Raw genomic sequence first — 19203 nt, 5'->3', positions numbered from 1 at the left:
GACTTCGGAGGCTCCGCGACCGGTGCCGGCCGCGGGGCCGCGACCGAGCCGCGGACCGTGTCGCGCAGGAAGTCGCCGGTGCTGGTGCCGGCCTCCCGGGGGGGCGGGGCCGGCGCCGCCCGGGCCGCCGGCGCGGCCTGCCCGGCGCCGCCCGCGCTCGGGACGGGCGCCTGCGACACTGCCGGGGCCCGGCGGGGCTCGCCCGGCGGCACGGTGATCCGGAACGTGTACGGCACCGTGGACCCGTCCCCGAAGGTGACGTCGATCGACAGGGTGTCGAGACCGGAGAAGTCGGGCCGCGCCGTGTAGTAGAGCGACATCGCGTCCTTCTTGGCGTGCTCGCAGCCGTCCGGCTGCCGGATCTGCGCTCCGGTCTCGTCGACCTTGCCGCTGAGGATCCGGAACTCGCGCCGCTGCTCGATGCGCCCGCCGCGCGGCGGCCGGACGAGCTCGATCGTGGCCGCGCGCGAGCGGCACCCCTGCGTGGCGAAGTAGTAGGTGAAGCCCTGGAGGAAGATCCGCTGGCCGGCGCGCGCGGTCTTGCTCTCCACCTCCGCCCGGGCCGGCAGGGCGAGGCAGAACGTGAGGCCGAGCGGCAGGCAGAGCGCTGAACCGAGGGCGCGGGCGCCGGCGCGCCGCCGCGGCCGGGTCGGTGCGGCGGATCGGGGGTCGTTCGGGAGGCGCTGATGCACGGGACTCGTCCTCGGCGTGGCGGTGAAGCGCGGGCGGCCGAGCCGGCCGTCCGCGTCGGAGCTGCGTCGGAGCTGCGTCAGAGCTGCGGCGCGGCGGGCGGGCGCGGCGGTGCCAGCTGCTGCGCCGGCGACGGTGCGGACGGTGCGGGCGTGCCGGACGCGGGCGCCGCGGCCTCCGCGGCCTTCGGGGTCGGCGCCGGACGGGTGGCCGGGACCGCGCCGCGGACCGCGTCGCGCAGGAAGTCGCCGGTGCTGGCCTCCCGGGGCGCAGGAGCCGGAGCCGGGGTCGCCCGCTCCGCCGGAGCGACGCGCGCCGTCGGGGCCGGCCGCGCGAGGCCCGCGTCGCGGGGGGCGGGTGCCTGGGACACCGCCGGCGCCCGCCGGCCTTCGCCCTCGGGTACCGTGATCCTGTAGGTGTAGGTCGCCTCCTCGCCGGTGACGAAGGTGACGATCACCGACACCGTGTCCTGGCCGGCGAAATCGGGCCGGGCCGTGTAGTAGAGCGTCCGCGCGTCCCGCTCGACGTCCTGGCAGCCGTCCCGCGACGGGGTGCCGTCGATGTTCTGGCCGAGGACCAGGAATTCGCGCCGCTGCTCGATGCGGCCGCCGCGCGGGGGCGTGATCAGCTCGATCGCGGCCGCCGGAACCGACGGGCAGCCCGGCCGGGTCTCGTGGGTGGCGTAGCCGTCGAGGCGGACCCGCTGCCCGGGCCGCGCGGTCACGCTCGTGGACCCCGCGAGCGCCGGTCCCGCGAGGCAGAGCCCCAGGAGGCCGGCGAGGATCCCGGCGCCGACGGCCCGCGCGGGCCGGGCATCGCCGGCCGCTCCCGTCGTCGCGACGTGTCGTGGCATGAGATCCTCCTCGAGGTGCGGGCGGGTGGTCTCGGTCCGCGGCGAGAGCCTCACTTCGCGTCGCCGCGGGTCAGGACCGGCTTGCCGCCGTCGGTGCGGAACCGGACCGCGTAGGTGCTGTTCGCCGACTGGGCGTTGCAGGTGATGACCACCGGGCCGCCCATCGGGTTGGGCATCTCGCAGGTGCCCTTGACCTTGAAAGTGGACTGGTCGCGCTCGGCGTACATCAGCTCGTCGACGGGCTGGTGCAGGGTGCCGCCCTCGACGAAGCCCTTGGCCGAGGCCATGAACGCCATGGCCTTGCCGTCAGTGGTGCCGAAGATGAACCCGGCCTTCGGGCTGCCGACGACGGAGGTGTTCACCGCCTCCGGGGCGCAGGTCGCGGTGAGGTCCTCCCCGTCCATCATCAGGGACTCGCAGCGGCCCTTGAAGGACAGCTTCAGGAACGTGCCCGGCGGCGGATCGCGCCCCTCCGCGCTGTCGCGCGGCGCCGGCGGCTGCGATGGCGGCTGCGATGGCGGCTGCGATGCCGGCGGCGCCGGCGGCGTGTCGGGCGGGGCCGGGGCCCGGGCCTCGGCCGGCCGGTCGCGGGCCGGCGCGGTCCCGCCGTCCCGCCGGTCCCAGCCGCCGCGGGGCTGGCCGGGCTGCCAGACGCAGAGACGGACGCCGTCATTGTCCCAGCAGGGGCCGCTCGGCGTCAGGGCGCCGAGGGCCTCGGCGGCGCGCAGGCCCCCGGACGACCCGTTCCAGAAGGCCGTGGCCCTCAGCGGGTTCTGCGGGTCGCGGACGAGCTGCGCCACGACGTCGAGCTTGCCGGCGGCGTAGGAGCGGATCTCGAAGCCGCGGGCGCCGGTCTGCCCGGTCTCCGACCGGAACTGGCAGGCCCCGTCGAGGCGGACATCGCCCGCGATTTCGAGGTAGCAGTCGGCGGCCCGCGGGGCGCCGGCCTCCGGCGCCGCCGCGGGGGCTCCGCCGAAGCCGGGGCGGCCCTCGCCGACCTTCCAGGCGCAGACCCGGCTCCGGGACCCGGTCCAGCAGGCGCCCTCCCCGGTGACGCCGTCGGCGGGACCGTCCTCGGGCTTGCCGCCGGGCTCCCGGTTCCAGGTCGCCGTGCCCTGGCCCGGCGCCGTCACCGACACGACCACGCCGTCGCGCAGGTAGCCGTTGGTGTAGGTGGCGAGGCGGAACCCGCCCACGCCGTAGCTGCGCGCGTCGGTCAGGAACTCGCAGACCCCGTCGATGACGGTCCTGCCGTCGGCCGCGAAGAAGCAGTCGGCCTTGCGGACCTTGATCTGCGCCTGCGCGGCGGCGGGCAGGAGGAGGCCGGCCATCAGGCCCGCCAGCAGGGCGGCCGCGCGGCGGGCGGTGCGGCTTACGGCCCGGGGGGCCGGGAACCGCGCGGGATCCTTGCGGCGGGGGTCCATCGCCGTCTCCTATGGATTGCCGAGGAGGCGGCGCGCCGCCTGGATGGTCCGGTCGTTGCGCTGGTCGACGACGCGGCCCTGGTAGAGATTCCGCTCGGCGAGGCGCTGCTGGAGGGCGGCCCAGAAGCCGGCGCCCCACTGGTCCTGCTCGAGATTCTGCAGGATCTCGGTGGACTTGAGCGCGAGGGCGCGGATCGTCAGGTCGGCCGCCTTCGCGGGATCCCGCTGCAGGCCGGCGCCGCCCAGATCGTACAGGAAGGCCGCCGAGGCGGCCGCGGGGGCGAAGGAGCGCTCGACCGCGAGGCGCTCGAGATACCGGGCCGCCAGGGGGCCGTCCGGCGCGGTGACCCGCTGCTCCCTGTTGGCCGGGGACAGGTGCATCGCGGCGTAGAGGTACTGCGCCACCGGGACGCCGCTCTCCGCCAGGCCCCGGAGCTTCGCCGCGTCGGCGGCGTCGGAGACCGCGCGCTTCGACAGCGCGATGAGGTCCTCGACGCTCGGCGTCGCCGCGGGCGGTGCCTGAGGCGGCGGGCCGGCGGGCTTCGCGGCGCCGGGGTTGCCGGCTCCGGGGTTGCCCGCCCCCGCACTGCCAGCCCCCGCACTGCCCTGCGGGCCGGCGCCCCGGCCGGCCAGGGCCTGCACGGCCGCGCGCGTCTGCGGCGTCGCCGTCCCGTCGGACGGCCCCGTGTAGAAGCCGCGCTTGGCGAGGTCGCGCTGGATCGCCGCCACGAGGTCCGGGGGCTGCCGGCCGAGCTCGTCCGTGAAGGTGGTGACCGCCCGCGGCAGCTTGGCCGCCACCGTGTCCATGTAGAGGCCGGCGGCCTTCTGCGGATCCCGCGGCACGCCGCTCCCGGCATCGGTGTAGCAGCCGGCGATCCAGTAGAGCGTCGACCAGGAATCGAGGTAGTTGTTCCGGGCCGCGACCGGGTTCGCCTGGAAGGCCAGCCCGTAGCGGCAGCCCCGCCTGAGATCGTGCTGGCCGCGGGCCGGGTCGAGCAGGAGCTCGGTCATGCCGCGCTGGGCCCCGGGAAAGCCGAGGTCGGCGGGCTTCTGGTAGTAGGTCAGGGCCTTGGCGGCGTCGGGCGTGACCGGGCTCTTGACGTAGACCGCGGCCCATTCGGGATTGTAGAGGGCGCCCATGAACGAGCGGGCGCTGACGTCGCCGGCCTCGGCGGCCGTCCGCAGCTTCTCGAAGGCGGCCCGGTCGCCGTCCTTGCCGGCCTTGTCGAGCAGGTCGAGATAGAGCTTCTCGTTCTCCTTGCTGTCGGCCGGCTTGCCCCACTCGCCCGCGGGCTTCAGCAGCGCCAGGGCGAGGCCGGCCAGGAGCGCGACCGCGGCCTGGGGCAGGACCAGCCAGGCGAGCCGGTAGCGCGCGTCCGCGTACCAGAGCGTCGCGTGCGCCCGGAGCCGGTCGGTCCCGATCGTGACGCCGCTCATGACTTGGCCTTCATGTAGGCGCGCAGGGCCGTGATGACCGCGGCGTTGCGCTTGTTCTCGACCGGGAGCGTGTAGAAGCCGCGGGCGGTCAGCGCGGCCTGGATCGCGCCCCAGAACCCGTCGCTCCAGTTGCCCGCTTCCGGGAACAGCAGCCAGAAGGTGATCTGGTCGTCCTTGAGGTCGACGCCCCGCAGGGCGAGGGCGGCGGCCTTCCGGGGATCCTTGGCGACGTTGCCGTAGCCGGAATCGTACAGCACCGCCGCCTCGCCCGCCGCCATGCCGTTGCCGGAGGCCGCGGCGCGCTCGTAGGCGGCGACGGCGACCTGCGCGTCCGGCGCGAAGACGTCGCCCTTGTTCATCACCGGGTTGAACAGGCGCGCGTAGGCGGTGAGCGCGTCCGCGTCCCCGGCCTCGGCGCGGCGCTTCAGCTCGGCCATCTTCACCCGGTCGCCGGCCCGGGCGGCGGCCTGGAGGGCCAGCGTCTCCGGATCCGGGCCCTTGGGCGACATCCGCCGCGGCTCGGGCCGCGGCGTCGCGACCGTGTCGGTGATCCCCGCCTCCACCTGGAGGGCCGTGATGATCCCGGGATTGGGCCGTCCGTCCACCGGGCCGATGTAGCGGCGCTGCTCGGCCAGGTGCCGCTGGATGCCCGACACCAGGGCGGGGTTCTGCCGCCCGAGATCGTTGATGAAGGCGTCCATCGTCGGCCGGTGGCGGCGCCACAGCACCGCGGTCACCAGCCCCCCGGCCCGCACCGGGTCCTGCGGCAGGCCGCTCTCGGGCTCGACGTAGCAGGTGGCGAGCTTGACGGTCAGCCGCTCCTCGCCGGTGATCGTGCGCTCGAGCGTCTCGGGGGCGTCGATCCAGGTCTGCGCGAGGCGGCAGCCGCGCCGCAGGTCGCGGTTGGGGTTGGCCGGGTCGAGCAGCACGTCCGCGAGGCGCGTCACTGCCAGGAGATCGCCGATCGCGGCGCCGGGTCCGTAGAGGGCGGCCGCCCGGTCGAAGTCGTTCGGCGCGGGCTTGTTGGGGAAGTAGGCGGCGGTCAGGGGGTCGTAGAGCGTCCCGAGCTTGGTCGCGGCGTCGATCTGGCCCCGGGTCGCCGCGGCGGTCAGCGCGTCGAACGCCGCGCGGTCGCCGTCCTTGCCGGCCCGGTCGCGCAGGGCGCTCAGCTCGGCGAGCCGCGCCTTCGAGGCGGTGGCCGGCTGCCCCCAGACGCCCTGCGCGGCCAGCGCCATGCACAGGCCCGCGACCGCGCAGGTCACGGCCTGCGGCAGGGCGAGCCAGGCCAGGCGGTAGCGGCGATCGTCGTACCAGAGGGCCGCGTGCGCGCGCAGCCAGTCCCCGCGTGCGATGCTCATGGCCGCGCCGGCTCCCGGGCCGGCCCGGCGGCGTCCACCAGGTGCCGGACCGCCGCGCGGGTCGCGTCGTTGCAGCGCGTCTCGAACGGGCCCGCGTAGAGGCCCCGCGCGGCCAGCGCGCGCTGGAACGCCGCCCAGAAATCCGGGGTCCAGACCGCGCCGATCCCGGGATCCGTGACGAGGCAGCCGCTGTCCGGGTCCGTCTCGATCTGGCGCATCACCAGGGCCGCGGCCCGGTCCGGGTCCCGCTCGAGATTGCCCGGGCCGCGGTCGTGGAGCTCGGCCGCCAGCCCTCCGGCCACCCAGTTGCCGGCAGCCGCCGCCCGCTCGAAATACACGGCGGCGAGCCGGGCATTGCGCGCGGGTTCACCGGATCCCGCGGTGAAGGGGCTGTAGAGGTGGCCGAGGGTCACGAGCGCCGCGCTCTCGCCCCGATCGGCCGCGGCCACGACCGCCGCCACCGCGGTGTTGCGGCGCACGACCTCCTCGGCGAGGCGGCGGAGCACCGCCAGCGACGCGGGCCCCCCGGGGCCCGCGCCGTCGCCCGCGGTCGGGCTCCCCGCCGATCCGGGCGGCGGGGGCGTGTCGGGCCGCGCCATGCCGCTACGCCCCCGCCGCCGGACGCGCCGCGTCCCCGGCGGGCCGGAGCGCCCGCTCCACATCCACGAGCTCGAACTGGCCGTAATCGCCCAGGGGATCGCTGGCGAGGCGCATCGCCTGGGCCTCGCGCAGGCGCTCCAGGAGGGTGCGCATCTCGCGGGCATTCGCCCAGTCGTGCCGCTGCGCGCGCTGCTCGACCCACGGGATCAGCAGGGTCTCGAAGCGCGGCGGCAGCCGGAACGATTGCCGCGACGCCATCAGGCGCAGGATCTCGACGAGGTCGTACGGGTCGTAGGCCGGGAATTCGACGGTCTTGGTGAAACGGCCGGCGAGGCCGGGATTCGTGTCGATGAACCGGCGCATGTCGTTGGTGTAGCCGGCGACGATCACGATGATCCGGTCGCGGTTGTCCTCCATGAACTTGAGGAGGGTGTCGATCGCCTCCTTGCCGAAGTCGCTGCCGCCCCCGCCGCCCTCGGCCAGGGTGTAGGCCTCGTCGATGAACAGGATGCCGTCGAGGGCCTCGCGGCACCGCTCCAGGGCCTTGGCCGCGGTCTGGCCGACGTAGCCCGCCACCAGCCCGGCCCGGTCGACCTCGACCACGTGCCCCTTCCGCAGCACGCCGAGCGCCCGGAAGATGTCGCCCATGATGCGCGCCACCTCGGTCTTGCCGACGCCGGGAGGCCCGGTGAACACCATGTGCTGGCTGACCGCGCCGACCTCGATGCCCTCGGCGCGGCGCCGGGCGTCGACCAGAACCCGCGCCGCCACGGTCTTCACCTGCTCCTTGACCGGCGCGAGCCCGATCATCGCGTCGAGGCGGGCCATGACCTTCCGGGCCGCGTCCATGTCGACCGCGCCGCCGCCCTGGCGGCCGAGGGCCGCGGCGATGTCGGCGGGTTCGAGCCGGCTGATGTCGCCGCCGGGGCTGGCGGCGAGGCGCAGCGCCTGCGCCTGGCGGGCCTTCTCCAGGACCGTGCGCATCTCGCGGGCGTTGGCCCAGTCCTCGGCCTTCGACCGGGCGCCGACATAGGCGGCGAGGTCCTTCTCGAACCCCTCCGGCATGACGAAGCCCTGGCCCGCGGCCATGCGCTTCAGGATCTCGGCGAGTTCCGGCGGGCTGTAGGGCGGGAACTCGACAGTCTTGGTGAACCGGCTGGCGAGGCCGGGATTCGCGTCGATGAACCGGCGCATGTCGTTGGTGTAGCCGGCGACGATCACGATGATCCGGTCGCGGTTGTCCTCCATGAACTTCAGGAGGGTGTCGATCGCCTCCTTGCCGAACTCGCCGCCGCTCCCCCCGCCGGGGGCCAGCGCGTAGGCCTCGTCGATGAACAGGATGCCGTCGAGGGCCTCCTTGCAGCGCTCCAGGGTCTTGATCGCGGTCTGGCCGGCGTAGCCCGCCACCAGCCCGGCCCGGTCGACCTCCACGAGGTGGCCCTTGCGCAGCACCTTGAGCGCCTTGAAGACGCTGCCGAGGACCCGCGCCACCTCGGTCTTGCCGACGCCGGGCGGCCCGGTGAACACCATGTGCTGGCTCATGGCCGCCACCGGCAGGTTCTGGGCGCGGCGCTGCTGCTCCACCTGCATCCGGGCGATGACGCCCTTCACCTCCAGCTTCACGGGCTCGAGCCCGACCATGCCGTCGAGGGTCGCGAGCGCGGTGGCCAGGAGGTCCTTCTTCTCCGCGGCCGCGCCGTCGTCCACGAAGCGGATCGGGCGGATCCTGCGGCTCGCCCGGGCCCGGTCCAGGGCGCGCCGCGTCGCCTCGATCCGCGCCGGGATGTAGCTCGCCGCGAGCAGGCCGCCGACGAGGCCGCCGAGGATCAGGCCGTTGCGCAGCAGCGCCGCCGGCGTCGCGGCGAGCGACCCGAGCACGTCCGGCCGCAGGGCGACCAGCAGGCCGGTGGCACCCAGCACGATGACCGCGAAGAGCGCGACCGGATGCTTGTCGAGGCGTTCCATGGACGTGGCGAACCTTGGTGCTGGTCTCGGTGCTGGTCTCGGTGCTGGCCCTGGTGATGGGCGCGCGGCGTGCCTCGGGGCGCGACCGGGCCGCCCTCAGGCGTCCTCGCCGGTGGCGCGGAGCAGGTCGACGATCTCCAGGCGGCGCAGGTCGCCGCCCTGCAGGGCGACCCGGGCGGCCTGGGCCTCGCGGGCCTTCTCCAGGAGCGTGCGCATCTCGCGGGCGTTCGCCCAGTCGTCGGCGCGGGACCGCTGCGCGAGCCAGGGGGTCAGCGCCGCCTCGAACCCCTCGGGGAGCGCGAATTGCTGCCGGGCCGCCATGCGCCTCAGGATCTCGCAGAGATCCTTCGGGCTGTAGGGCGGGAACGCGACGGTCTTGGTGAAGCGGCCGGCGAGGCCGGGATTCGTGTCGATGAACCGGCGCATGTCGTTGGTGTAGCCGGCGACGATCACGATGATCCGGTCGCGGTTGTCCTCCATGAACTTGAGGAGGGTGTCGATCGCCTCCTTGCCGAAGTCGCCGCCGCCCCCGCCGCCGGCGGCCAGGGTGTAGGCCTCGTCGATGAACAGGATGCCGTCGAGGGCCTCGTGGCACTTCTCCAGGGTCCTGGCCGCGGTCTGGCCGACATAGCCCGCCACCAGGGCCGCGCGGTCGACCTCCACGAGATGCCCGCGGCGCAGCACCTCGAGGGACCGGTAGATCTCGCCGATCGCCCGCGCCACCTCGGTCTTGCCGACGCCGGGCGGCCCGGTGAACACCATGTGCTGGCTGATCGCCGCCACCGGCAGGCCCTCGGCGCGCCGCCGCTGCTCCAGCTCCAGCCGCGCGATCAGGGCGTTGACCTCGCGCTTGACCGGCGCGAGCCCGACCATGGCCTCGAGATTCGCGATCACGGCCTCCGGGGACCGGGCCTCCACGACCCGGCGCGGCGCCGCGATCAGGCGCGGCAGGGCCAGCAGCCCGCCGGCCGGCTGCCCGAGGCCGGCCTCCGCCCTCCGCGCGGCCGTCGCGGTCGCGGCGAGGCCCAGAGCCGCCAGCAGGGCGACGGCGATCCCGATCGCGGCCTTCCAGCGCAGCTCCGGCCCGGCGGCGTTCCACCAGGCGACCGGGCCGTAATCGGTGCTGAGCAGGAGCGGGGTGAGGACCGCGACCACCAGCCCGGAGACGACGAAGGGGAGGATGGCGGATCTCGGCATCCGTCAGCCTCCGCAGGGCTTGCTGGTGTTCCAGATCACGGGGATCCGCTGGGCGCCGCCGGTCGTGTCGATCTTCAGGCCCGGCGTCAGCTCGACGAAGACGTCCTTGGCGGCGCCCTCGACGGTGATCTCGCCCTTGCCGGTCTCGTAGGGCGCCGGGAACGGGACCGCGATGTTGATCGGCCCGTCGGCGACGTTGAAGGCCGGGGACAGGTAGTTCCCGGCCCGGATCCGCACCACGCCGCCGGCATCGGCCGCCATCTTCGACAGGCGCATCTGGCCGAGCGGGGCCCGGCAGGCCTTGGCCTCCGCGACGATCTTGTCCTTCTCGTCGGAGGGCAGGGTCTCGGCGGCCTTGTCGATCTCGCCCGCCTTGACCAGCGTCAGGGCCGGCCGCGCGGCCGTCCCGGCGGTCTCGCCGCTGCCCGAGAGCAGCACGCCCGCGACGGCGCCCGCCGCCACCAGGCCGCCCACGATCGCGATGAGGCTCGGCGACACGCCCGGCCTGGCGGGGGCCGCGGGGCTCGGGGCCGCGCGGGGCTCGGAAAGCCTGTCCTGAGCCTGTCGCTCAGCATTCTGGTGTTCGACTTCCGACATCCAGCGGGCCCCCGAACATGGAACGACGTAATTCGTGCGTCGCGTCGGCGCGCACGACATGACCTGCAGCCTCGCTCTTTTTGGAAAGATTCGAAGAAATTAGCGGGCCGCTGCCTGTCACCATGACGGCCCGACTTCTAGGCAGGCGGAAAAAACCGGTCTACTAGTGTATATGACCTATCGTCGCAGGCTTGACAGGGCCTGGATTTCCCTCGGCATGGCTCCTCGCCGCGACGTCATGGGGAAAGATTCCGATGCTGCGATCGGGAGTGGTATGAACGGCTCCGCGCGAGAGACCCTCATCGTCGCCGACGATCATCCGCTGTTCCGCGAAGGTATGCGGCGCATCGCGGAACGGCTCTACCCGCAGGCCCTGGTCCGGGAGGCCGCCACGATGGAGCAGGTCCTGGCGCTGGCGCGCGCCGGGCCCCCCCCGCGGGCATTCCTCCTGGACCTCGTGTTCCCCGGCCTCGATCCCCGCCGCTCCATCGGCGCGCTGCGCGTCGAGTTCGAGCGGGCCTCGATCATCGTCGTGTCGATGATCGAGGACGAGGGCCTGATCCGGACAGTCATGGCCGAGGGCGCCGACGGCTTCATCGGCAAGGCGCTGCCCGCGGCGGAGATCGCCCAGGCGATCGCGGCGATCCGCGACGGCGAGTTCGTGATCCGGCGCAGCCCGGTCTCGGGTCTCGCCGCGCCGCGCGGCCCGCTCCCGCCCCTGACGCAGCGCCAGCGCGACGTGCTGCGCCTCGTCGCCCTGGGGCGCACCAACAAGGAGATCGCCCGGGAGCTCGAGATCTCCCCCTTCACCGTCCGCATCCACGTCTCGGCGCTCCTGCGCGCCCTCGACGTCACCTCCCGGTCCGCCGCGGCCGCGAGGGCGGCCACGGCCGGCGTCGGGGATTGAGGGGGCGGACCGTGCGGGGGCGTCGATCGTACACCTGTCCGAATGGCCCGGTGCCGGGCTCCGTGGCAGAGCCCGGCGCATGAGACGGGCGGGACGGGAAGCGGAACGGGAAGACGGGCGCGCGGCCCGCGGGCGGTTTCCGACGGGGCCTGCCCTCGCGGTGCGGCCCGTCCTGGCTGCCGTCCTCGCTGCCGGCCTCGCTGCCGCGCCGGCCGCGGCCGATCCCGACCTCGCCATGCTGCCGCACGCCGCGGTGCTGGCGGCGATCTGCGGGCGGCCCGCCGACACGGCGGCCGAGACCTGCCGGATGAAGGACGGCCGCACGGCGGAATTCTGGACCGCCGCGATGTTCTCCACCGAGACCGGAAGCCGGTTCACCGGCTTCGTCACGATGCCGGCCCCGGGCGCGGACGCCGCGGCGCCCGACCGGCTGAGCGTCGCGGCCGCCACCTACGTCCTCAAGGATATGCGCTGGCGCCTCGAAGACGTGCAGGTCCTGTCCGGCCGGATCGGGACCGGGAACCGCAACGGCGGCGCACCGGAGGTGGATGAGCGGCTCGGCGCCGTGTTCAGGCCGCTGAGCCGGGGCCGCCTCCTGATGGGCCTGCGCCTCACGGTCTACGGGACGGCCGGATCGCAGGGCTTCTCGTTCCTGCTCCTGCAGTTCCGCGCCGCGCCGGCGCACTGGACGCTCGCGGGCGAGGTCGCGGCGGGCGCCGACGAGACGGCCGGCTGCGCGGAGGATCCCTGCCGGCTGGGATCGAGCACGGGGCGGCTGGAGATCCTGCCGGAGGAGGATCCGCGCGACCCCGCCGCGTGGCCCCCGGTCCGGGTCACGCTGAGCGGCACCGTGCTGGGCGCGGACGGGACGCTCCGTCCCGCCACCGACCGGGATGCCCGGGTCTATCGCTTCGATTCGGGCGCCGGCACCTACCGCTGACGGTGCCCGTGACCGGTCGCCGAGATCGGGCCTGCAGTGAAGTAAAAAATATTCTGCCGCCTATATTCCTCACGAAAGTCTCTCTTCAGCACAGGTACCATTGTCGCGGAGACTGAATAAGCGGTTCTTGCGCCCAAGACTCGCCCTCGTCGCCGCGTCGCGGGCTCCCGTCGCGTCTGGTGGTGTCGATCACCTTCAGGTAGACTTTCCGCATCTGTCCACGACCGGCGATGGCGGCGCGCCGTGACCCGGGTCCCGGGCGGCGACGCGGCAGGGCGACTGCACGATGAAGCGACAGCGGGAGACAGGGACCGGCACGGCGCCGTTCGGGGCGGGCGCCGCGGGGCCTGTCCCGGCCGGACCTGTCCCGGCGGAGCGGGCGCCCGGCCTCGGCCGCGCCGCCGGCCGGGCCTGAGCCGCCGATGTTCGGGGCGCGGCGCCGGCGGGACGAGGCGTACGACAATGAAAAGGCGCAGGCGCTCATCCGGGCCGTCGTCATCGGCCTCGCCTGCCTGTACCTCCTGCCGCAGATCTACGGCGGGATCGCACCGCCGGAGGCCCGGTTCGTCGCCTACCTCGTGACGTGCCACTGGGTCTTCGCCGTGGCGCTGTACGGCTGGATCGCCCGCAATCCCGGCAGCAACACGCCGCGCCGCGTCGTCACCTTCCTCCTCGATCTCGGCGGGATGACCTACGCGATGGCGGTGGGCGGCGCGCCGTTCCTGCCGCTCTACGCGATCGTGATCCGGCTGATCGTCGGCAACGGCCTGCGCTACGGGGTCACCGCCCTGAAGGCGTCCACGGCGGCGGCCCTGGTCTCGATCGCGGCCACCACGTACGTCAACGCCTACTGGCGCGCGAACCCGTTCCTGGTCCTGACGCTGACGGCCATCACCGTCCTCGTGCCGACCTACATCTACAGCCTGCTGGAGCGCCTGCGCGGCGCCTACGAGCGCGAGCAGGAGGCGAGCCTGTCCAAGTCGCGCTTCCTGGCGCAGGCGAGCCACGATCTGCGCCAGCCGATCCACGCCATCAGCCTGTTCACCGCCTGCCTGCGCGACGCCAGGCTCGGGCCGGAGGAGCTGCAGATGGTCGAGAACATCGACCGGTCGCTGCAGAGCGTCTCGCGCCTGTTCAAGTCGCTCCTGGACATCTCGACCCTCGACAGCGGACGGGTGGAGCCCCGGCCCGAGCCCGTCGCGATCAACGACGTCATCGAGGATGTGCGGCGCCAGAACTCGGAGGCCGCCCAGATCGCCGGGACGGCCCTGCGCAGCCGCGCCTGCGCGGTCGTGGTGCGCACCGACCGGGCGCTGCTCACGACGATGCTGCAGAACATCGTCAACAACGCGATCAAGTACGCGCCCGGCCGGCCGATCCTGATCGCCTGCCGCCGGCGGGGCGACCGGCTCGCCATCCAGGTCTACGATCGCGGCCCCGGAATCCCGGTCGCGCATCAGGAACGGGTCTTCGAGGAGTTCTACCAAGTCCGTCGCCGCGGCGACCGGGACGTCGAGGGCGTGGGCCTCGGTCTCCCGATCGTCCGGCGGCTCGGCGAACTCCTGGACCTCGCGGTGACGCTGCGCTCGGTGCCGGGGCGCGGGACCTGCGTGACGATCGGCAACCTGCCCGTCGCCCGGGCTCCGGAGCCCGCGGCGCTCCCGGCCCGGCTCGACCCGCCGGCGACGATCGGCGGCCTGCGCGTGCTGCTGGTGGAGGATGACGGGGCTGTGCTGCGGGCGACGGCCAGCCTGCTGGAGAAATGGGGCTGCCGCGTGCAGCCCGAAACCGGGATCCCCGACGCCGCGCCCGAGATCGACCTCCTCATCACCGATTTCGAGCTCGGGAACGGCGTCACGGGGACGGACTGCATCGCGGCGGTCCGGCGGCTCGCCGGGCGCGCGCTGCCGGCGGTGGTGATGAGCGGCCACGACGCGGCGCGCGTGCGCGAGGATCTGGGGGCGGCGGACATCCCGATCCTCTCGAAGCCGGTCCGGCCGGCTGAGCTGCGCTCCGTGCTCACCGCCGCGAGCCTCCGGCTGCGTCCCCGGCCCGCGCCGGCCGCGTGAGGCGCGCGGTCGGCCCTCACCGGGCCGGTTCGCGCGGGTCCATTCCGGGATCCTTGCCGGGACGGGCGGTCGCCGTCCCGCCGCCCTGCCGGTCGAGCATCGCCCTCAGCAGGGCGTCCCGCGCGAGGCCGTGCTCGGCCGCGATGCGGTCCACGATCCGGAGCGCCTGCGCGGCGGGGGAGCGGTCCGTCACCGGCAACCGCGCGAAGGCCTCGCTGAGTCGCGTCCCCGCGACGTATCCGACGACGATCCCGACGAGGACGCCGCAGGCGCCGATCAGGATCAGGATGCCGATCTTCATGATTCACCCGCCGGCCGCCGCGAGACTTCCGGCCTTCTGACCAGCCCGCGCGGGCGATCTCAAGGGGCGGACGGCCGGTCCGGCGGCCTCCGGTCGCCGCGTCAGCCCTGCTCCGCCCGGTCCGCGCCGTCGCGGGCCTCGGCCTCCCGCCGGGCCGCGCGGGCCTGGGCGATCAGGTCGACGGCGGTCAGCGGCGCGTTCGCCCCGACGCCGCCGGCCAGCAGCAGGCCCGGCGGCACGGTCCGGACCTGGGGACGGCCGCCGCGAACGCCGCGGCGTCCGCCTCTTCGATCGGTCGCGTTCGTCATGACAGCGCGCCGCCCGTCAGCGCGGACCGGCCTGCGGACGCGGCCGCGGTACGGTGATGGTGACCAGCTCGCCGGTGACCGGATCCAGGATCGTCATGGGCGCCTCCGTGGTTGAGCCCCATGGCGGACCCGAATTGTGTTTTAACATTGGCCGATCTGGGCCGTATGCACAGTTTTGGCGGCCCAATTCGCCGCCGGCCGCGCTGCGATTGTTGATTATCCGCCCGATCTTCGGATCGAGGCGCCGTATTCAGCGGCATGCCGGCGGGGCATGCGGCGGGCGCGGCGGCTGCCCTAGACGGACATCCACCGCAGCACGTCGGCCTCGACCATCCCGGCCCGGGGCCCGGCCAGCACCACCTGCCCGCGATCCATCACCGCGTAGGAATCGCAGAGGTCGCGGGCCCACTCGAAATACTGCTCGACCAGCACGATTCCCATCTCGCCCTTGCCGCGCAGGTAGGTGATCGCCCGGCCGATATCCTTAATGATCGAGGGCTGGATCCCCTCGGTCGGCTCGTCGAGCACGAGGAGCTTCGGCCGGGTCACCAGCGCCCGGCCGATGGCGAGCTGCTGCTGCTGGCCGCCCGAGAGGTCGCCGCCGCGCCGGTGCAGCATGTCCTTGAGCACCGGGAACAGGTCGTAGATCTCCCCGGGGATGTGGCGGTCCCGGCGCTTCAGCGGCGCGAAGCCGGTCTCGAGGTTCTCCTTGACGGTGAGCAGCGGGAAGATCTCCCGGCCCTGGGGCACGAAGGCGATCCCGGCCCGGGCCCGGTCGTAGGGCGCGAGGCCCTGGATCGGGCGGCCGTCGAGGCGGATCGCGCCGGCGCGCACCGGCTGCTGGCCGACGATCGCCCGCAGCAGCGAGGTCTTGCCGACGCCGTTGCGGCCGAGAACCGTCGTGACCTGCCCGGCCTCGGCCGTCAGCGAGACGCCGCGGAGCGCCTGCGCGGCGCCGTAATAGAGGTCGATGCCGTCGACGGAGAGCATGGTCATCGTCCCAGATACACCTCGACGACCCGCGGGTCGGCCGAGACCGCGTCGATCGAGCCCTCGGCCAGCACCGCGCCCTCGTGCAGGCAGGTGACCCGGCAGCCGAGGTCGCGGACGAAGTGCATGTCGTGCTCCACCACCAGCACGGCGTGCTCGCCGGCGATCCGCCGGAGCAGGCGGGCGGTCTCGGCGGTCTCGGCGTCGGTCATGCCGGCGACCGGCTCGTCGACGAGCAGGAGCTTGGGGTCCTGCGCGAGCAGCATGCCGATCTCCAGCCACTGCTTCTGGCCGTGGCTGAGATCCGCCGCCGGCCGGACGCGATGGGCCAGCAGGCCGACGGTTTCGAGCAGGGCGTCGATCCGCTCGGCCTCCACCCGGTTGCGCCAGCCGAACAGGGACGCGAAGGCCGCGCGCGGACCTTTGAGCGCCAGCAGGATGTTGTCGGCGACCGTGTGGCTCTCGAACACGGTCGGCTTCTGGAACTTGCGGCCGATGCCGAGGTCGGCGATCGCCGGCTCGTCGCTCTTGAGCAGGTCGTGGGTGCCGTCGAACACGGCGATGCCGCTGTCCGGCCGGGTCTTGCCGGTGATGCAGTCCATCATGGTGGTCTTGCCGGCGCCGTTCGGGCCGATGATCGCCCGCAGCTCGCCGCGGGCCAGCGTCAGCGACAGGCCGCGCAGGGCCTTGTAGCCGTCGAAGGTCACCCGCAGGTCGTCGAGGTAGAGGAGCGCGTCCGTCTCGCGCTTCCGATTGGCGGGGCCGCGGGTGTCCGGGCGTTCGAGGAGGTCGGTGCTCACGAGCCCTGCCCTTCTTCCGCGAGTTTCGGGGCGATCTCGGGCTCCGGCGGCAGCTTGGCGGCGGCGCGCCGGCCGCCGAACCGCTCGATGGCGGTGCCGACGAGGCCGCGCGGCAGGAGCAGCGTCACGAACACGAACAGGCCGCCGAGCGCGAACAGCCACGCGTCCGGCATCGCGCCGGTGAGCACGGTCTTGGCGTAGTTGACCAGCACGGCGCCGAGCGCCGCGCCGACCAGCGTGCCGCGGCCGCCCACTGCCACCCAGATCACCGTCTCGATGGAGTTGGTGGGGGCGAACTCCCCCGGGTTGATGATGCCGACCTGCGGCACGTAGAGGGCGCCGGCGACGCCCGCCATCATGGCCGAGACCGTGAAGGCCAGCGTCTTGAAGTGCTCCGGCCGGTAGCCGAGGAAGCGCGTGCGGCTCTCGGCATCGCGCACGGCGATCAGAATCTTGCCGTAGGCCGAGACCGTCATGACCCGGGCGATCAGGTAGCCGAGCGCCAGCGCGAGGCCCGTCGCCACGAAGATACCCACGCGAAAATTCTGGGACTGGACGGAAAATCCTAGGAGATCCTTGAAGTCGGTCAGCCCGTTGTTGCCGCCGAGCCCCATGTCGTTGCGGAAGAAGGCGAGCATCAGCGCGTAGGTCAGCGCCTGGGTGATGATCGACAGGTAGACGCCCGTGACCCGCGACCGGAAGGCGAGCCAGCCGAACACGAAGGCCAGGAGCCCCGGCACCAGCAGCACCATCAGGGCCGCGAAGGCGAAGTGGTCGAACCCGTACCAGTACCAGGGCAGGGCCTTGTAATTCAGGAACACCATGAAGTCGGGCAGGACCGGATTGCCGTAGACGCCCCGGGATCCGATCTGGCGCATCAGGTACATGCCCATCGCGTAGCCGCCGAGCGCGAAGAACGCGCCGTGGCCGAGCGAGAGGATGCCGCAATAGCCCCAGACGAGGTCGAGGCTGACCGCGAGCAGCGCGTAGGCGAGGTATTTTCCGAAGAGCGAGACGAGGTAGGTCGGCAGGTGCAGGCCGGAGCCCTCGGGCACGGCGAGGTTCAGCACCGGCACCGCGAGGCAGAAGGCGGCCAGGACGGCGAGGAAGATCCAGCCCTTCCGGTCGATGAGGGGGGTGCGGGACGGCAAGGAGCTCACGATTCCACCGCCCGGCCCTTGAGCGCGAACAGGCCGCGCGGGCGCTTCTGGATGAACAGGATGATGAAGATCAGGAGGCCGATCTTGGCCAGCACCGCGCCGATATACGGCTCGGCGAGCTTGTTCACGACGCCGAGCGTCAGCGCTGCCACCAGCGTCCCCCAGAGGTTGCCGACGCCGCCGAACACCACCACGAGGAACGAGTCGATGATGTAGCCCTGGCCGAGATTGGGCGAGACGTTGTCGATCTGCGAGAGGGCGACGCCCGCCATCCCGGCGATGCCGGAGCCGAGGCCGAAGGTCAGGGCGTCGACGTAGGGCGTGCGGATGCCCATGGCGGCGGCCATGCGGCGGTTCTGGGTGACCGCCCGGGTCTTCAGGCCGAAGGAGGTCTTCCGCAGCACGAACAGGAGGCCCAGGAACACGGCCAGCGCGAACACGATGATCCACATCCGGCCCCAGGTGATCGACAGGCCGTAGACATCGACGGCGCCGCTCATGAAGCCGGGGGCGCCGACCTCGCGGTTGGTCGGGCCGAAGATCGAGCGGACGCCCTGCTGCAGGGCGAGGCTGACGCCGAAGGTGGCGAGCAGCGTCTCCAGCGGGCGCCCGTACAGGAAGCGGATGATGAACCGCTCGATCAGCACGCCGACGAGGCCGGCGACCAGGAACGCGCAGGGGATGCTGATCGCGAGCGACCAGCCGAACAGGGCCGGCACCTTGGTGCGGATCAGCTCCTGCACGAGGTAGGTCGTGTAGGCGCCGAGCATCACCATCTCGCCGTGGGCCATGTTGATCACGCCCATCACCCCGAAGGTGATGGCGAGCCCGATGGCGGCGAGCAGCAGGACCGAGCCCAGCGAGATGCCGTACCAGACGTTCTGGAGGGCGCCGAGGATCGCGAGCCGCGTCTCGATCGCCGCGATGCCGCGGGCGGCGGCTCCCCGCACCGCCTCGCTCGGATCCGCCGCGAGACCGCGCAGGATGCCCATCGCGTCGCCATCGCCCCGGGCCTGGATGGCGGGAATTGCGGCAATCCGGTCGGGTTCCGCGGTGCCGGGCCTGGCGAGCAGCACGGCGGCGCGCGCCTCGGTCAGCGCCTGGCGGACGCCCGGGTTGGTCTCGCGGGCGAGCGCCGCGTCGAGGGCCGGCAGTGCCGCCGCATCCCTTGCCTTGAACACCGCGTCGGCGGCGGCGCGGCGCTTGGCCGGGTCGGGGCTCGCGAGCTCGAGCTGCCCGCGGGCGGCCTCGATCGCCCGGCGGACCCGGTTGTTGGCGCGCACCGGCTTGAGGTCGGGGCTGTCGGCGGCCGGGGCGCCGGTCCTCGCATCGACGACCGCGTTGCCCTGCCGGATCAGCAGCGTCTTGTCCGGGCTCACCAGCAGGCGGCCGTCCGACAGCGCCGAGAGGATCGCGTCGGCGCGCGGGTCGCCGCTCGCCGCGAGGCCGGAGACGCCGGCCTCGATCTCCGCGTAGCCGTCGCCGGCGAGCTGGGCGTAGGGGTCGGGCGCCTGGGCGAGGGCCGGGGCGGCCAGCAGCAGGAACAGGAGGGTGAGGAGACGGAGCATGGCACTTCTGGCGCGACCGGACTCTCCTCCCCCTTGCGG

General features: G+C 73.5%; 18 protein-coding genes. 3 read left to right on the top strand and 15 right to left on the bottom strand.

The window, feature by feature from the left end; genetic code table 11:
• The 9 genes from ACLBXO_RS23840 to ACLBXO_RS23800 all read right to left on the bottom strand — a co-directional run.
• On the bottom strand, window positions 1-692 hold a 692-nt coding region (locus ACLBXO_RS23840), incomplete at its 3' end, for a hypothetical protein (RefSeq protein WP_447686921.1).
• 77 nt (window positions 693-769) lie between these two features.
• Entirely contained in the window at window positions 770-1543 is a 774-nt protein-coding gene (locus ACLBXO_RS23835) for a hypothetical protein (RefSeq protein WP_447686920.1), read from the bottom strand.
• 50 nt (window positions 1544-1593) lie between these two features.
• Window positions 1594-2967, bottom strand: coding sequence for a hypothetical protein (locus ACLBXO_RS23830; protein WP_447686919.1), 1374 nt, complete (start codon window positions 2965-2967; stop codon window positions 1594-1596).
• Between the two features lie 9 nt (window positions 2968-2976).
• On the bottom strand, window positions 2977-4404 hold the full coding sequence (locus ACLBXO_RS23825) for a peptidoglycan-binding protein (RefSeq protein WP_447686918.1): 1428 nt from the start codon (window positions 4402-4404) through the stop codon (window positions 2977-2979).
• On the bottom strand, window positions 4401-5762 hold the full coding sequence (locus ACLBXO_RS23820; protein WP_447686917.1) for a hypothetical protein: 1362 nt from the start codon (window positions 5760-5762) through the stop codon (window positions 4401-4403). The genes ACLBXO_RS23825 and ACLBXO_RS23820 overlap by 4 nt, the downstream gene beginning before the upstream one ends.
• Window positions 5759-6361 (bottom strand): hypothetical protein, encoded by a 603-nt coding sequence (locus tag ACLBXO_RS23815; RefSeq protein ID WP_447686916.1) that lies wholly within the window; start codon window positions 6359-6361, stop codon window positions 5759-5761. The genes ACLBXO_RS23820 and ACLBXO_RS23815 overlap by 4 nt, the downstream gene beginning before the upstream one ends.
• Window positions 6362-6365: 4 nt before the next feature.
• Window positions 6366-8327, bottom strand: coding sequence for an AAA family ATPase (locus tag ACLBXO_RS23810; RefSeq protein WP_447686915.1), 1962 nt, complete (start codon window positions 8325-8327; stop codon window positions 6366-6368).
• A gap of 96 nt (window positions 8328-8423) precedes the next feature.
• Window positions 8424-9524, bottom strand: coding sequence for an AAA family ATPase (locus ACLBXO_RS23805; RefSeq protein WP_447686914.1), 1101 nt, complete (start codon window positions 9522-9524; stop codon window positions 8424-8426).
• Between the two features lie 3 nt (window positions 9525-9527).
• The gene (locus ACLBXO_RS23800) at window positions 9528-10022 is read right to left on the bottom strand and encodes a hypothetical protein (RefSeq protein ID WP_447686913.1); all 495 of its coding nucleotides are present in this window, start codon (window positions 10020-10022) and stop codon (window positions 9528-9530) included.
• 373 nt (window positions 10023-10395) lie between these two features.
• Here ACLBXO_RS23800 and ACLBXO_RS23795 point away from each other — a divergent pair, with 373 nt between their 5' ends.
• From ACLBXO_RS23795 to ACLBXO_RS23785, 3 genes are all read left to right on the top strand, one after another.
• The gene (locus tag ACLBXO_RS23795; protein ID WP_331313593.1) at window positions 10396-11028 is read left to right on the top strand and encodes a response regulator transcription factor; all 633 of its coding nucleotides are present in this window, start codon (window positions 10396-10398) and stop codon (window positions 11026-11028) included.
• Between the two features lie 160 nt (window positions 11029-11188).
• Window positions 11189-11968 carry a hypothetical protein gene (locus ACLBXO_RS23790; protein ID WP_447686912.1) on the top strand — a complete coding sequence of 260 codons (780 nt, stop codon included), beginning with the start codon at window positions 11189-11191 and terminating at the stop codon, window positions 11966-11968.
• 422 nt (window positions 11969-12390) lie between these two features.
• Window positions 12391-14037, top strand: coding sequence for a hybrid sensor histidine kinase/response regulator (locus ACLBXO_RS23785; protein ID WP_331313595.1), 1647 nt, complete (start codon window positions 12391-12393; stop codon window positions 14035-14037).
• Between the two features lie 16 nt (window positions 14038-14053).
• Here the strand turns inward: ACLBXO_RS23785 and ACLBXO_RS23780 are convergent, their stop codons facing one another.
• The 6 genes from ACLBXO_RS23780 to urtB form a co-directional block, all read right to left on the bottom strand.
• Window positions 14054-14338, bottom strand: coding sequence for a hypothetical protein (locus ACLBXO_RS23780; RefSeq protein ID WP_447686911.1), 285 nt, complete (start codon window positions 14336-14338; stop codon window positions 14054-14056).
• 101 nt (window positions 14339-14439) lie between these two features.
• Window positions 14440-14577, bottom strand: a complete 138-nt coding sequence (locus tag ACLBXO_RS23775; protein ID WP_447686910.1) for a hypothetical protein — start codon at window positions 14575-14577, stop codon at window positions 14440-14442.
• Between the two features lie 363 nt (window positions 14578-14940).
• On the bottom strand, window positions 14941-15636 hold the full coding sequence (urtE, locus tag ACLBXO_RS23770) for an urea ABC transporter ATP-binding subunit UrtE (RefSeq protein ID WP_447686924.1): 696 nt from the start codon (window positions 15634-15636) through the stop codon (window positions 14941-14943).
• A gap of 2 nt (window positions 15637-15638) precedes the next feature.
• Window positions 15639-16436, bottom strand: coding sequence for an urea ABC transporter ATP-binding protein UrtD (gene urtD, locus ACLBXO_RS23765; protein ID WP_447686909.1), 798 nt, complete (start codon window positions 16434-16436; stop codon window positions 15639-15641).
• Window positions 16433-17587: an urea ABC transporter permease subunit UrtC gene (gene urtC, locus ACLBXO_RS23760; RefSeq protein WP_447686923.1), complete on the bottom strand. Its 1155-nt coding sequence runs from the start codon at window positions 17585-17587 to the stop codon at window positions 16433-16435. The genes urtD and urtC overlap by 4 nt, the downstream gene beginning before the upstream one ends.
• 5 nt (window positions 17588-17592) lie before the next feature.
• On the bottom strand, window positions 17593-19164 hold the full coding sequence (gene urtB, locus ACLBXO_RS23755) for an urea ABC transporter permease subunit UrtB (RefSeq protein WP_447686908.1): 1572 nt from the start codon (window positions 19162-19164) through the stop codon (window positions 17593-17595).
• Window positions 19165-19203: the final 39 nt, after the last annotated feature.

It is taken from the genome of Methylobacterium sp. C33D, from assembly GCF_053345825.1.
Note: the sequence above shows the minus strand (reverse complement) of the source record. Positions and strands in the feature narration are given on the sequence as shown.

What these genes read in the sequence shown, in the direction of transcription:
- ACLBXO_RS23780 (WP_447686911.1), bottom strand. Translation starts at nt 14,338, where the DNA reads ATGAAGATCGGCATCCTGATCCTGATCGGCGCCTGCGGCGTCCTCGTC.
- ACLBXO_RS23825 (WP_447686918.1), bottom strand. Translation starts at nt 4,404, where the DNA reads ATGAGCGGCGTCACGATCGGGACCGACCGGCTCCGGGCGCACGCGACG.
- ACLBXO_RS23820 (WP_447686917.1), bottom strand. Translation starts at nt 5,762, where the DNA reads ATGAGCATCGCACGCGGGGACTGGCTGCGCGCGCACGCGGCCCTCTGG.
- ACLBXO_RS23785 (WP_331313595.1), top strand. Translation starts at nt 12,391, where the DNA reads ATGTTCGGGGCGCGGCGCCGGCGGGACGAGGCGTACGACAATGAAAAG.
- ACLBXO_RS23835 (WP_447686920.1), bottom strand. Translation starts at nt 1,543, where the DNA reads ATGCCACGACACGTCGCGACGACGGGAGCGGCCGGCGATGCCCGGCCC.
- urtB (WP_447686908.1), bottom strand. Translation starts at nt 19,164, where the DNA reads ATGCTCCGTCTCCTCACCCTCCTGTTCCTGCTGCTGGCCGCCCCGGCC.
- ACLBXO_RS23805 (WP_447686914.1), bottom strand. Translation starts at nt 9,524, where the DNA reads ATGCCGAGATCCGCCATCCTCCCCTTCGTCGTCTCCGGGCTGGTGGTC.
- ACLBXO_RS23810 (WP_447686915.1), bottom strand. Translation starts at nt 8,327, where the DNA reads ATGGAACGCCTCGACAAGCATCCGGTCGCGCTCTTCGCGGTCATCGTG.
- ACLBXO_RS23815 (WP_447686916.1), bottom strand. Translation starts at nt 6,361, where the DNA reads ATGGCGCGGCCCGACACGCCCCCGCCGCCCGGATCGGCGGGGAGCCCG.
- urtE (WP_447686924.1), bottom strand. Translation starts at nt 15,636, where the DNA reads ATGCTCTCCGTCGACGGCATCGACCTCTATTACGGCGCCGCGCAGGCG.
- ACLBXO_RS23795 (WP_331313593.1), top strand. Translation starts at nt 10,396, where the DNA reads ATGAACGGCTCCGCGCGAGAGACCCTCATCGTCGCCGACGATCATCCG.
- ACLBXO_RS23830 (WP_447686919.1), bottom strand. Translation starts at nt 2,967, where the DNA reads ATGGACCCCCGCCGCAAGGATCCCGCGCGGTTCCCGGCCCCCCGGGCC.